Origin of the sequence: Treponema vincentii, assembly GCF_010365865.1 — a bacterium.
In the GTDB taxonomy this organism is placed as follows: Bacteria; Spirochaetota; Spirochaetia; order Treponematales; family Treponemataceae; genus Treponema.
Window position 1 is genome coordinate 2,850,395 of sequence record NZ_CP048020.1, and the last position, 14,337, is coordinate 2,864,731.

A 14,337-nucleotide genomic window follows, 5' to 3' on the forward strand; every position below is an offset into this window, starting at 1 on the left:
CGCTTTGCACCGTAAACATCTTTTTGCCGCCGCCTTGTTCGGCGTCGCGCTGCCGGTTTTACTACAGCTCAATACTCAACTGAATGCTCAAACTCAAGTCGCCGGTCTTAAACCCCTGCCTAACTTTTACGACCCCGTACCCGCCGCGGAACTGGCCGACCGGATTACGGAGGCGATGACCGACGAAGAGCTACTGTCTCAAACGTTCATGTTCGGATGGGCGGGGCAGGCGCCGACCGACCTTTTAATGAGCTGGATTACCGAGCGGAGTCTCGGCAGCATTAAGATATTCGGCTGGAATACTGAGGACAGCGTTGAACTTGCGAAGGCAATCAGCCTTTTACAAAAAAAAGCCAATAGTACCCGCTTCCGTATTCCACTCTTTGTTGCAACCGATCAGGAAGGCGGCTGGATACGGCACGTTAAAGGACGCACGTCGGAAACTCCCGGCAATCTCGCTATCGGCGCCTCCGGTTATCCGATAGACGCCTACTACGAAGGTTTTTATATTGCCCGCGAGCTCTCAGCGCTTGGCATCAATCTCAATTTTGCACCGACGGTAGACCTCTATACCAACCATGAATCTTCCATTATAGGGCCGCGCTCCTTCGGACAATCGCCGGAGGCGGCGGGAATTTTAGCACGCGCCTTTGTCCAGGGGAGTAAAAAAGCAGGCGTACTGACAACCGCCAAGCATTTTCCCGGACATGGAGACACCGCGCTTGACAGCCACGGCAAGCTACCGAGTATTGCCATCTCCAAAGAGACCTTTTACAACCGCGAACTGGTTCCGTTTCAGTACCTTATCGAAGCAGAGGTACCGGCAATTATGACCGGACATTTACACTTTCCCGCCGTATCCGAACACGGAGAGCCTGCCTCATTCTCTCAGTATTTACTGCAAACCGTGCTGCGCGGCCAGCTCGGGTTTAAAGGTTTGGTTATCACTGACGACATGATGATGCACGGTGCCATCCGCTATGCCGGTACGGTTGCCAAAGCAGTACAACTTGCGCTTGAGGCCGGAAACGATATTATCGAATCTTCTACCACGCCGCGCCTCTACGATGCATTTTGGACGGAAAATTTACAGCGGATGCAAACCAACGAAGCATTCAGGCTGCGGGTTAAGGATGCGGCATACAGAATTATCGAAACAAAACTTCGGTATTTTAAAAGCGGCAATGCAGTACCGCTGTATCCCGATGTATATGCGATTCCCGAAAAGCTGCCCGATGCCGAAGGACAGGCTTTCTTTCTTTCTCTTGCCGCACGGGCGGTTACCGTTGTTCGCGGCAAATACATTCCGTATACAATAAAACCGGGCGAAAAGATATTGCTTGCCGGTTCGTATTCCGCTTTTTTACAGGCAGGCTTAAAACGCTTTCCCGCCGCCAAAACGAGTAATCTGTCGGACGGCATTTTTACCAAGGCGGCTGCAAGTGATACTGTCATCTTCTGCCTTGCAAACGATTCATCGCTCCAAGTATTACAGCAGCTCTATAAAGCCTATCCTAACAAACGATATATTATTTTCTCCTGCCTTTCGCCGGTGTTTCTATCCGGTATCCCGGAGATACCCACGGCGATTGCTCTTTACAGCTACGCGCCGGTCTCGTTTACCGCGGGTTTCGGAGCATTGCTCGGCGATTTTAAACCGCAGGGACATCTCCCGCTTGACGGTATCAATTAAGTACGCAACAGAAAAATACCGATATATGAGATATGGCTCATTGTATTGTTCCCACAGCGGAAGAAATTCTTGATAAAGAATATAAGGTGTTGGACAAAGGCTTTGTCCGGTTGGTTGATTATCTCGGCGGAGATGCGCGTATTGTACAAGCGGCACGGGTGTCGTATGGAGATGGCACGAAAAGCGTTCGCGAAGATGCGGGGCTGATTGATTACCTGTTACGGCATCAGCATACGTCCCCATTTGAGCAGGTTGTGCTGACCTTCCATATAAAAATGCCGATTTTTGTTGCGCGGCAATGGGTGCGACACCGTACGGCACGGCTCAACGAAATTTCCGGGCGGTATTCGATTATGCGGGATGAATGTTATCTGCCTGCGTCTGAGGATATCGCGTTCCAAAGTACGGATAACCGACAAGGACGTATGAGCGAACCCGCTCCGCTTGAGGTGCGGACGCAGATACGGGATACCCTGCACGCACAGCAAGAGACCGCCTATCGTGAATACAGTGCCCTTATCGATACAAAACTGGCGCGGGAACTTGCCCGCATCAATTTACCCCTTTCAGCATACACGGAAATGTATTGGCAAATCGATTTACACAACCTCTTTCACTTCTTAAAGCTCCGTTGTGATAGCCATGCTCAAAAGGAAATCCGTGATTACGCCTTTGTGCTGCTGGAGATTTGCCGAAGCGTGGCTCCACTTGCAACAAAATCTTTTGAAAAGCATATCTTAACCGGTGTGCATCTTTCCGGCTCCGAATTGGAAGCCGTGCGCAATCTGCTGCAAGGCAAAGAAAGCGGGCTTAAAGGCAAAGAGCTCGAGCGCTTTGAAGAAAAAATCCGTTCTGGAGAACAGTTATAAGAGAAACAGGATAATCGCATTAGACTATTTTTTTAATCTTGTAGGATAAACGCCCCCTGCGCAGAGCGCTAGGGTATTAACTCCTCCACACACGAATAAAGAGGCGCTTTTGATATAAAAAGAAAAAGGGAGCCGGTTTTACTTACCAACGCGGCTCCCTTTCCTCACTTACCCTATAGTTGTATTTAATTATTCTTCTTTACCTTCTCTTCCGTAACATAGCTTTTTTCGAAACCTTCAATTTTCTTGATACTATTCAGCCAATAATTTGCTTCGGTGTTATTGGTAAATGGGCCGACTCTTACACGGTGTGTTAATCCGGAAGGTGTCTCTTTAGTAAAGATTTCGACCTTCATGTGCTGCGCAGCAAGTTTATCCCGTGCACGTTCAGCGTTAATCCTGCTTGCAAGTGAAGCGGTCTGAACCCAGTAGAGAGTCTGAACCTGCGGTGCAGCTGGCTTAACTGATGTTTTCGCCTTAGACTTAACGGTAACTGAAGCACCTGATTTTGTAGATTTTTTTTCTTCTACAGGTTTCGGCTGATTTTGCACTGCTGCTGCTATCTGCGGCTGCGCGGAGGCATCTTCTTTTTTTGCAGGGGCAGGTCGCTCCTCCGACTGTTCCGGAGCGGTATCAATACCGATCTGTTCCGCTAATTCTTTCGGCAAGCCGGAGACATCGGCATCACCCGCCTGTACGGTTAAATCGGAAACGTCAATCCCGTTTGTTTGGGCGCTCTGCCCATCAGTCGAAATGATATTTAGATTATTCAGATTGATAATATTCCCGGCAGCAGCGGGTGCATTTCTATCCAATCCCGCGACCCTATCAGGCTCTCGCGCCCATGCATCAGGATCTACATTAAGAGCATTCCCAGATGCTTCATACGGAATAGTTTCACCTCCGCCCTGCGCCGATGCGCTATTTCGAGACGGTGAATATAAAAACAGTGCAATACCGAAAATAATCAATACGAATAAGCTTACCGAAAGGATAACCCATAAGATTTTCTTTTGTTCCATAGCTGTCCTCAAAAACCCTTTTCGCGCAGCACACGCTCGATTTTTTTCCGTAGAGACTGCACGGAACGAGCGTTTACCACGCTTACAATATCGGCATTTTGCGAAAGGTATTGAGCAAAGAAATCTCTTTGCTGCAAAAAACGGGTAATTAACCGGCAAAGTGGAATAGTATCACGTCTTTTACCCCTTATAAGCCTGATAAAGAACGGTGCTTTAATGTAAAGGATAAACGAACATTCCGGCATTAGGGAGGTCTTATGCAGCGTCGGTGCGTTAAGGACAATCGGCCTATTCGGCTGCTCGGTTAAAGCAGTATTAATAATATTTCGGATACGTGCTTCAATTTTGGGAAGAATAAAAGCCTCGTGTTCCGCCAGCAAAGGCGGTTCCGAAAAAAGTAGAATACTCAAGGCCTTTCTATCCAATGAACCGTTCTGCCCCCGCAGCTGCAAATCTCGTTTTTCGGCATAAGGAGCAAAACGGGCTATCACAGCCTCGCTTTGTTCCTGCAAAACCTCATGAGTAACTTTATCGGCATCGATAACGATACATCCTTTTTCTTTAAGGAAATCTGCAACAAGGTTTTTCCCCGCGCAGGACTGTCCTGCGAGTCCGATAAGGTTAGCTATCTTTTGTGGCATTCATTCTTACTTAATCAAGATAAATTCGACGCGACGGTTTTTCCACCAATTATCCCGATCCGAAAGCGATGCAATCGGCTTTGTACCACCGATACCGACTGACGACAGTCGACCGCGCGCAACGCCTTTTTCAATTAAGAACCTACGGACAGCATCGGCACGCGCTCCCGAAAGCGGAATAAGATCTTCTCTTTCTTCGCGTTCCGTTCCGCTTGTATTATTTGCATGCCCTTCAACCTGTACCTTATATTCAGGGAATTTGTTCAAAATCTCTGCGATACGGGTTAACACCTTGATATTCCGATCAACAACGTTTTGTTCAAGTTCATTAAAGTCGGCCGCGTTTTTTCTAAAGATAATAGAAGGAACTGCAATCTTCAATTTATCGCCATCACGGATAACCAACACATCAATCGGGATATAGCCTTTTACAACGGAGATCTGCCCGACTTCATCGGTTACGGTAAAGGTATACGGGTAGTCGGTAGCTGATTGTACGGTTTCGCCTTTTAACGAGCGGCCATCCCAAATAATTTGCTCGGTTATCTTATCTTTTCCACCGGTACTCCAGAACAGCTTATTGCCAGTATCTTCCGGTTCACGGATTTCAAATGACCATTGTTTTAATGGTGTATCCGACTTTGCAGACAGATTAATAAAGAGTTCGTCTTCGTTGCCGTCGTTATCGGGACTAAAATATTTGGGCGCCATTGTAACACCAAGTACAGGAGCTTTTGTCGAAGAAACAAACGGAGCGGTACTGACAACCAGTTCATCGCCTTTCGTATACAAGAGAGAAAGCTCTGCAATAAAAGTACCAGCCGCAACCCTACCTGTATCAGATTTACCGTCCCATTGAAGGGAAGAAGCAAAGGCATTACCTTTTTCCGACGACCATGTCTTTACCGGGGTAGCAATGCTGTTATCTGCCGATTTTATTGCAATCGACCATGCAGCAAGGCCATCTTTAAGCGTCGTATGAACAGTCAAAGTTTGCGTATCTTTTATTCCGTCTCCGTTAGGCGAAAATGCCGGTAATTCCGCAGTGATATATGCCTTAGGCACACGCGAATCAATCACAATATTATCAAGAAACTTGATTGTCCTGTTACCGGCAAGGTCTTGCGCAAAAATAGTATAGCGGTAAGTTCCGTCGGGTACTTTATTTCCGGAAGTATCGGTTCCGTCCCACACAAAATCGGTAGCCTGTCCTTCCCATGCAAAGTTCCGCATCTCCCTATTACCGGATCCGGTAATACTACCCGTCCACAAGTTTTCTACAGAAGCACTTTGTGTTACGGGTAAATTCGGACGTTTTGCCGTACTATCCGTCGAGAATACCAAATAAGGCGCAGAAATTTCTACTTCGGGATATTTTGTATCAAGCATAATTTCGGGAAGAGTCGATTTTGCCGTCTGCCCGTTGGTGAGTGTTACGTCGATAGCGGCAGAGTATGAACCGTCTGCACAGAGTCGACCTTTTGTATCCCCCGTATCTGCAATACCATCCCAACTGATTGATGCTGGAGGCACGCCATTCCCTGCAAGCGTTTTTACGGCGGCGCCTGTTGTATCGTAGATTCTGAAAGTATAGGATGCGGCAGCGGTATTCGACTTCAGTTTTGGTGAAAATACAATGGTATCCTGCACACCGTCTTTATTCGGTGAGAATGCCAACATATTTGCGGATAAGATAACATTCGCCTTTTCGGTATTCAGCTCGACTGAAACGGGCTCCGAATATCCGGTATTACCGGCATCATTTTTACCTACTAAGCGATAGGCGTACTTTCCATCCGCAAGCAGGGCGCCGGAATTGTCCCGTCCATCCCAAGCAAAATTCGCAGCATTATCTTTTGTAATTGCGAAACTGCGTACCGGCTTACCACTCATATTTCCGGCGGCGTCAAGCGCATAAATTTCTGCTGCCCAAGTATCGCCGGCGCTCATTTGCTGTGTAAAGGTAACTGTATCAAGCTTTCCGTCTCCGTCCGGTGAGAAAATAGCGGTCGAAGCCGTTACCGTTGCCTTAGGAGCGGTAACATTGAGGGCAAAAACAGGCGAGGTTTCGCTCGGTGCATATCCGTTTATATACTGGGCGGAAAGCACTGCTTTATAATTGCCTTCCGGCAACACCTTTCCGCTTTTATTTTTCCCGTCAAAGGTGATGGGAGCGATGCGGGCATCGGTTATCGTATGCACCGTTGTTCCTTTTGCATTTTGAATATCGATTTTCCATTCCTGTAAGCCTGTTTGAACAGGGATTGTCGGTGAGAAGGTGATAGTATCCTTCACACCGTCCCCATTCGGGGAAAAGGCATTAGCGCTGATGGAAATACCGACTGAAGGTTTAATAGTGTCTACGATGATATTGGGGACAGACTGTGATGCGCTGTTTCCTGCGCGGTCGGTAGCGGCAATTTTATAGGTGTAAATACCGTCAGGCACGAACTCACCTGCATTGTTTTTTCCGTCCCAAAGGAAGTCGGAAGGCGCCGCCTTTACGATATCAGCAGTGCGTACAACCTTATTTCCGGCATCGGTAACGGTTACCGTCCACTTATCTTCAACGGAACCACTTTGCTTGATAAGGAACGTATCCTTATTTCCATCTCCGTCAGGGCTGAAAATCAACGCATTTTGTCCGGTAGGAAGCGTAACGGTAATCATCGGTGGCGTATTATCAACCACCACGGCATACCGTTCGGTTTTTGCCGTGTTATTATTATCGTCGGAAGCCGTAAGCGTAAAATAGTAGGTTCCATCTGGCGCTACCGAACCGGAGTCAAGCATACCGTCCCACCGCAGTGTTTTCGGTATTTCAACGCCGGACTTTGGTTTCGTCAGCAGTTTCAAGAATGATTTTCCACTCAGCTGTGGACGAGCTTCTTTATTTGCGATTGTGCGGACACGCTCTCCTTTTTCATTCTCAAAAACACATTCCCATGACATCACATAGCGTTCATCAGTAATTGATAACGGAATTTCTAGTACATCTTGCACGCCGTCGTTATTGGGAGAAATATATTTAGTCTCAGGATAACTAATACTAATAACAGGTGCAGCCGTATCGGTTTTCCCAACTTTCGCATTTACCCCTGCACCGATTACCCAGATATTATTATATAAAGGTTTAACAGCGACCTGTGGAGTAATATCGCTTTGCTCCCATGCATTCATCTCGTTCGCATCTTTTGATTTAATTTTAATTGTACAAGCAAGACCGAATGAGGGTATATAAGTTTGCCGGTGATTCAGTGTTTCAACCAGATTAAAGTTCCAACCGGTTTTAAAGGTAACCATGTCGGCAAACTTCATATGCAACCCTGCATCAAAAACAACGTTTTGGAATGTCGGAAAAGACAGATCAAAAGCCATACCAAGCTTAAAGTTTTTCACCGAAATAAAAGTGGTTGCAAAACCGACACGGGGCGTAAACATACCGGTAAAACCGCTTGTATTCGCCATCCCCTTTATACCGCCCCTACCGGCGTTGTATGGTTTACCCATTCCGGTAATTGAAGCGCCGACTTTTGAATCCTTCGCAAATCCGAGGTCACCAAACCGATACAGTACACCGATGTCGGCGCCGACACCCCAACCGGTACCGACAATACCATAGAGCCCGATACCAAGCGCCAGCTTATCCGTTAAATCCTTTGAATACGAAAGCCGCATCGAAGCGGCAGTACCCCATTGCAATGAAGCAAACGACGAATTAAAAAAATGAACATCGGCAGCAATCACGCCCCACCGAGCAGGATATAAGAAATCGATATTTGCCAAATGCCCCTTCCATCCAAAATCACCGGCAGTACTTTTATTAAACCCGATAACAGCGGCATAAGAAAGATCAAAAATGACCCGCTGTTCATACGCCGAAAGGGCAGGGTTTGTTGCCAACTCGGCAGGATTCCCATCTCCGAACGGTCCTCCGGTTGCGCTTGTCTGACCACCCAGTAAATCGGGAGAAAAGAACGTATTAGCAGATTCCCCTCCAATAGGCGGGTTATAAGCAAACAAGAATGTATATGTACACAATAATGCACATAAAGAGAACACAATTCGTTTCACAAAAGCCTCCTCAATAGGATACCTTCAAAAACTTCAACTATTAGAGATATCCGCATGTTGTTTAGTAATAATTACCTATTTTAAAACGGAGAAGGGATTGATCAATCTCCCATTTTTATAAATAGACAAATGTAAATGAGGCCCCGTAGAATATCCGGTATTACCGACCGCCCCCACGGCCGCACCTTGTGTAACATACTGCCCTCGCTTTACATAAATCGCAGATAAATGACCGTAAAGAGACTGATAGCCTCTATCATGAGTAATAATGATATAATTACCAAAAATACGATTAAACCCCGTTTCGGCAATCCTTCCGTCGAGTGTTGCCTTAACGGATGTCCCTATCGGTGCTGCCAAATCAACGCCTGAATGAAAACTTCGTACCCCTGTAAAGGGATCGCTCCGGTATCCAAACGGTGAGGTAAGTCTACCGCGTATCGGATAGATAAATAGTTCACCAAGCGCTTTCCGCAGCTCAAAAGACGAAAGCGCCGCACCGGGAATAAAAAGCTTTTGTCCGACGGACAGGGTTTCCTGCGTTAAATCGTTCGCATCGAGCAAAACGGTAACGCTTACGTTATGCGCAGCAGCGATGCCCGCAAGGGTTTCGTTCTTTTTAACCGTGTACAAAAGACCGTCCGTTGAAGGTACCCGTAATACCTGCCCGGCACTGATTCGACGGGCGTTATCGATGTTATTTACCGACAACAGCGTTCCGAAATTCCGTAATCCGGCTCGAGAAGCAATACCGCTGACAGTATCTCCCTTTCTCACCGTATAATCTTTAAACGTTACCGCCGAAACATAACCATCTGAAGCAGGCACAGCTCCTTGATCGGTAAAGGTTTCCTGTTCGGGGAAAATATATGAATGCAGCGCACGCCCAAACGAAGGCTCCTCACCAAAGCTCAATGTACGGATGGAATAAGCACCGGCACCACCGCGCAACAGCGGAAGCGCTAACACTGCATATAGAATACTGAAAACCAGCAAAAAAGGCAAAGGATTAAACCGTATACGCGGTATAGCCCTGTTAGAAGCAGTCCGCGGTTTTGTATACGGCACCTCCCCTCCGCTAAAACCGGAGAAAAAACGCATATCGGCCACAACCGCTGCCTGCTGCGCCGGTCTTCCTATATATTCATTTCTATGCTTTACCTGAACGGCAAATGACATCGGATCGCTTTGCAACAAGTCCATATCGGACGCATGATACGTTATTATATCCATAGTTACACTATCGGCAAAAAACCGGAAGACAAAAGACCTCTAATTTCTCAACCATTATTCTTTTGGCTGATTATCCGATTGCGGCGTATCGGCAGCTCCCGTCTGTCCGGACACAGCGGATAGTTTTCCGCCCAAAAAACCCGCAAGCAACGATTTTACATTGAAACCGGCAGCCTCGCTCGTACCGTCAAAAATTTGATTTGCAGTCCCGATAATATCCTTCATAAGCTTGGTATTATTTCCATCGCCGTACATTACAATTTTTTCTACCTTTGCAAGCGGTTCGGCAAGATTTTTTGCAACAGCCGGCAACGCATTAAAGTACATTTCCAAAACAGCCGCCTCCCCCATCTTCTTCATGGCTTCGGCTTTTTTATCAATACCTTCGGCTTCACTCAAAACCTTCGCCTTCATACCCTCGGCCTCGGCAAGGGCAGTCAGTTTTATGGCTTCCGCTTCGGCTTCTCCTTTTGCACGGATACCTGCCGCTTCCTGCTCCGCAATATACCGGTCAGCATCTGCCTTTGCCTTAAACGCCTCAGCCTGTTGCTTTTGTTCATACGCTGCGGCTTCCGCTTCTTTTTTACGGGTATAAAGGTTTGCGTCCGCCTTTTGTTCGGCTGCAAATTTATCCGCTTCAGCCTTTTTCTTAATCTGGGCATCAAGAGATTGCTCCATCGCCTCGGCTTCTCTCTGCTTGAGAATTATAACTTGTTCTTGTTTAGCGATCTCGGCCTTTATGGTGTTTTCTTCGATTGTTTTACGTTGCTCCTGCTCTTGGATTTTCCCTGCCGCAGCCGCTTCGGCTTCCTTGGAATCGCTCAGTTTTTTTAATTCTGCTTTTTTAATCGTTAGCTGATTTTCCCGTTCCGCAATTTCCTGATCGGCTCTAACCTTCGCTTCATTCGCCTTGCTGTTTGCATTCGCTTGAGCCATTGCAATATCCCGTTCCGCCTCCGCGCGGGCAATTTGCGCGGTTTTTCTGATTTGTTCGATATTATCAATACCGAGATTAGTGATCACTGATTCGCTATCCGTAAAATTTTGCACATTGAATGAAATAATATCGAGACCCATCGACGCTAAATCAGGTTCCGCATTGTTTTTTACCAATTCAGCAAATTTTTGTCGGTCATTTACCATTTCCTGTAAACTCATTTTTCCGACAATTTCGCGCATATTACCTTCAAGTACCTCACGGGCAATAGCGCCGATATTTTCAGACGGCAAATTCAGAAAATTCTTTGTTGCGTGCTCAAGCTTTTCCCTCTCTGTTGATATTTTAATATTAACAATAGCATCCACCATAATATTGATATAATCCGCAGTCGGCACCGACGATGAGGTTTTAACATCTATCGGAATAAGCCCCAATGCAAGCGAATCTTTTCGTTCAAAAAACGGAATTCGTATACCCGCTCGACCGATTAAAAAGCGTTTTGGTTTTTTTAATCCTGATATGATAATCGCTTCATCAGGCGCAGCTTTTACATACCCTGTAAGGACGATGATAATAAGAGCCAATACAAAACATCCAAGTGCGATATATATACCGATAGTCATAAACACCCCCTTTTCTATCTTTTACCTTGAGATACTTAAATATCCGTCTTTTTTCCGCCAAGCAGTCCGAATAAGAACGCACCGATGATTGCCGGAATAAGCCACGCAATACCGATACTTGAAAGCGGAAGCTTTTGTAACAGCGCAGCCAAACCACCGAAGGAGATGGGCTTTGCGCCGAACAGACCGAGAAAATCGTTGACAATACCTTCTGTCGAGGCAAATGCCTGCAAACAGCTAACTAAAAGCGTACCGACCGTTCCGCCGACGTAGTAGTACCGATTGGGGATATAGTCATCCAAAAGATTCATAACCGTTAAAAGGATACAAACCGGATACAACGCTTCCAAAAGCGGTACCGAATAGCGGATGATATTTTCTACTCCATAATTAGCAAGCCAGCAGCTGAATACCGACACGACAATGACAATTGCTTCATAAGAGACCTTATTATGGAATAATTTTTTAAAAAAATGTCCTGCGGTGGCGGTTAAACCGATTGCGGTGGTAATACAGGCAAACGCAATCGAAATCGACAAAATAACCGTTCCGACATTACCCCATAAACTCGCACAAATATTGATGAGGAGCGCAGTGCGGCTGATGCTTTTTGGAAATACCATCGAAGCGGAAGCGCCGGCATGCAGTAATCCGCCGTATACCAGCAAGAGCCCTGCCGCAGCGATTAATCCGGCAGAAAGATTGATCTTTAACAGCGATTTTTTGTCAGAGTATCCCCGTTCCTTGATATTATTGATGATAATCGTTGCAAACAGCATGGCCGCAAGCGCGTCCATCGTCTGATATCCTTCCAGAAATCCCTTTAGAAAGAAATTCTGCGGAGGAGGATTTTCCAGCGGCCCGAGCGGAGCGATAAAGGCACGGATAACAATAGCCGCAAGCACAATGATAAGCACCGGCGTTAAATATTTACCGATAGTATCGATTACTTTCGATGGTTTTATCGAAAATATCAACACAATCGTAAAGAATACGATGGAACTGACAACGGGACTTATCGACGCGCTAAACGGAAGTACGCCAATCTCATACGTTGTTGCGGCTGTCCGCGGCAGCGCTAATAGCGGCCCGATACCCAGCATAATAACGGTACCGAATACATCGGCAAAAACGGGATGAACCTTACCGGCAAAGTGCTGTACATCGCCGCCTGCCTTTCCCATTGCAAAAAATACCCAAAATCGGAATACAAATACCTGTAATAGAGAATGCGATAAACGTAATAAACCATTTGCTGCCGGTCATAAACCCGAGCAGCGGCGGAAAGATAAGATTTCCGGCGCCAAAAAACATTGCAAAGAGTGCAAAGCCGACAATGATACAGTCTCTAAAGCCTTTCTTCATAGCAGGCCCCCTAATATAGTAATTTATGCTAATCCGTCAATATAACCGTTTACAAGATCTATGCGAAGTGCCTGAGGTTCTTTTGGTAGCCCCGGCATCCGCATCATATCGCCCATAACGGCCACAATCATTTCGGCGCCATTGTTTACAATAACTTCGCAGACAGTCATACCGAACTGTTCCGGAACGCCAAGCTTTTTGGGATCGTCGGAAAAAGAATACTGCGTTTTTGCGATACATACCGGATAGGAATCGACGCCCCAGGTACTAATCCGCTTTAGCATTTTTTCCGCATCGGCAGAGTAAGCAACATTTTTGGCGCCGTACACCTGTTTGCATATTTTTTCTATTTTAGTCTTGATATCATCGCTATCCTGATATGTAAACGTAAGCGGCTTCGACGGTTCCGTTTCGATCAACCCTACAACGGTACGGGCAAAATTCGTTGCTCCTCCACCTCCATCGGAAAAGGCGCTGTTTACGGCAAACGGCACTCCGATATTCCGACAGTATGCACGAAGACACTCGATTTCTTCTTCGGTATCGTAATCATATTTATTCAATACCACCAACACCGTCTGTCCGAACTTACGCAGATTTTCAACATGTTTATCCATATTCTTAAATCCATGGACGAACGCCTCTTTATTGGGCTTGGACAGCTCCGCTTCTTGAACGCCGCCGTGCAGTTTAAGCCCGCCGGTGGTAACGACAAGCACAGTTAAAGCAGGCGAAAGCCCCGCCTTGCGGCATTTAATATCAAAGAATTTTTCAGCGCCTAAATCGGCTCCAAATCCCGCTTCGGTAATAACATAGTCGCCGTAGGTAAGCGCTATTTCGGTCGCAATAACGGAATTGCAGCCGTGCGCGATGTTTGCAAACCGACCGCCGTGTACAAATGCCGGAGTGTTTTCGGTGGTTTGTACCAAATTCGGATTAATCGCATTTTTAAGCAGTACGGTAATTGCTCCGGCGACACCGAGGTCTTTAACCGTAAACGGCGTATTGTCCGGTCGGTAGCCTAGGATAATCTTTTCTATGCGGCGGCGTAAATCGTCGATGTCGGAAGCGAAACACAAAATAGCCATAATTTCCGAAGCGGCGGTTATGTCAAATCCCGATTCGGCAGGAACACCGTTTCCTGCACCAAGGCCGGTAACAATTGAACGGAGCGCACGGTCATTGACATCAAGCACCCGTTTCCAAATTACCTTTTTTAAACCCTGCGGCATATTCTGCGTTCTAAACAAATAGTTATCCAGCAGTGCGCTGATCATGTTGTGCGCGGAGGTAATGGCGTGAAAGTCGCCGGTAAAGTGTAAATTGATTTCTTCCATTGGAAGCACTTGTGCATAACCGCCGCCTGCCGCCCCGCCCTTCATCCCGAAGCAGGGGCCGAGCGAAGGTTCACGCAGCGCCAACACCGCATTTTCCCCGATTCTCTGTAAGCCGAGCGCCAAACCGATGGAAACCGTTGTCTTCCCGATTCCCGCCTTTGTCGGCGTCATAGAGGTAACGAGGATAAGCTTATGCTCTTTTACACGGGAAGGTATAATAGCGGTATACGGAACCTTCGCCATATAAAACCCATACGGAATTACGGCAGAAGAATCTATATGGAGTTCTGATGCAATTTCTTGTATCGGTTTAAGAGGAGTCTCGCGTGCTATCTGGATATCGGTTTTCATTGGCCGAGTGTACAATAATCGTATGAAAAAAACAAGGCAACGTCCTTTTGAAACATACGGTGCATCTACTGCGTTGTCGCATCTGTTTAAACCAGCGGCATCCGTGCCGCTACTGAAAATCCTCAACGTTTCAGAACGGACAGAGATGTCCGGGGTTATAAGCAGCAGCGAGTTTGCCTTCGCAAACTC

Annotated in this window: 10 protein-coding genes; 2 read left to right on the forward strand and 8 right to left on the reverse strand. The window is 46.7% G+C overall.

The annotated features are described in order from the left end of the window. The first annotated feature begins 4 nt into the window (after positions 1–4). Positions 5–1,693 (forward strand): glycoside hydrolase family 3 protein, encoded by a 1,689-nt coding sequence (locus GWP43_RS13560; protein ID WP_162664598.1) that lies wholly within the window; start codon positions 5–7, stop codon positions 1,691–1,693. Positions 1,694–1,725: 32 nt separating this feature from the next. Beyond that, positions 1,726–2,562 (forward strand): FAD-dependent thymidylate synthase, encoded by an 837-nt coding sequence (thyX, locus tag GWP43_RS13565; protein WP_162664599.1) that lies wholly within the window; start codon positions 1,726–1,728, stop codon positions 2,560–2,562. Positions 2,563–2,747: 185 nt separating this feature from the next. On the opposite strand, the gene GWP43_RS13570 is transcribed toward thyX, so the two are convergent. From GWP43_RS13570 to GWP43_RS13600, 8 genes are all read right to left on the reverse strand, one after another. Beyond that, a complete protein-coding gene (locus GWP43_RS13570) occupies positions 2,748–3,584 on the reverse strand; it encodes an SPOR domain-containing protein (protein ID WP_162664600.1) in 837 nt (278 codons plus the stop codon). A gap of 8 nt (positions 3,585–3,592) precedes the next feature. Further along, positions 3,593–4,225, reverse strand: a complete 633-nt coding sequence (locus GWP43_RS13575) for a dephospho-CoA kinase (protein WP_162664601.1) — start codon at positions 4,223–4,225, stop codon at positions 3,593–3,595. Between the two features lie 6 nt (positions 4,226–4,231). Further along, positions 4,232–8,299, reverse strand: a complete 4,068-nt coding sequence (locus GWP43_RS13580) for a FlgD immunoglobulin-like domain containing protein (protein WP_162664602.1) — start codon at positions 8,297–8,299, stop codon at positions 4,232–4,234. A gap of 75 nt (positions 8,300–8,374) precedes the next feature. Further along, positions 8,375–9,532, reverse strand: coding sequence for a peptidoglycan DD-metalloendopeptidase family protein (locus tag GWP43_RS13585; RefSeq protein ID WP_162664603.1), 1,158 nt, complete (start codon positions 9,530–9,532; stop codon positions 8,375–8,377). Between the two features lie 54 nt (positions 9,533–9,586). Then, positions 9,587–11,095, reverse strand: a complete 1,509-nt coding sequence (locus tag GWP43_RS13590) for a flotillin family protein (RefSeq protein WP_162664604.1) — start codon at positions 11,093–11,095, stop codon at positions 9,587–9,589. Positions 11,096–11,130: 35 nt separating this feature from the next. Further along, positions 11,131–12,279, reverse strand: coding sequence for a branched-chain amino acid transport system II carrier protein (brnQ, locus tag GWP43_RS13595; protein WP_230977732.1), 1,149 nt, complete (start codon positions 12,277–12,279; stop codon positions 11,131–11,133). Beyond that, positions 12,239–12,460 carry a branched-chain amino acid transport system II carrier protein gene (locus GWP43_RS15100; protein WP_230977733.1) on the reverse strand — a complete coding sequence of 74 codons (222 nt, stop codon included), beginning with the start codon at positions 12,458–12,460 and terminating at the stop codon, positions 12,239–12,241. Before GWP43_RS15100 ends, brnQ begins: the two co-directional genes overlap by 41 nt. A 23-nt stretch (positions 12,461–12,483) precedes the next feature. Further along, on the reverse strand, positions 12,484–14,148 hold the full coding sequence (locus tag GWP43_RS13600; protein ID WP_162664605.1) for a formate--tetrahydrofolate ligase: 1,665 nt from the start codon (positions 14,146–14,148) through the stop codon (positions 12,484–12,486). Between the last annotated feature and the right edge of the window lie 189 nt (positions 14,149–14,337).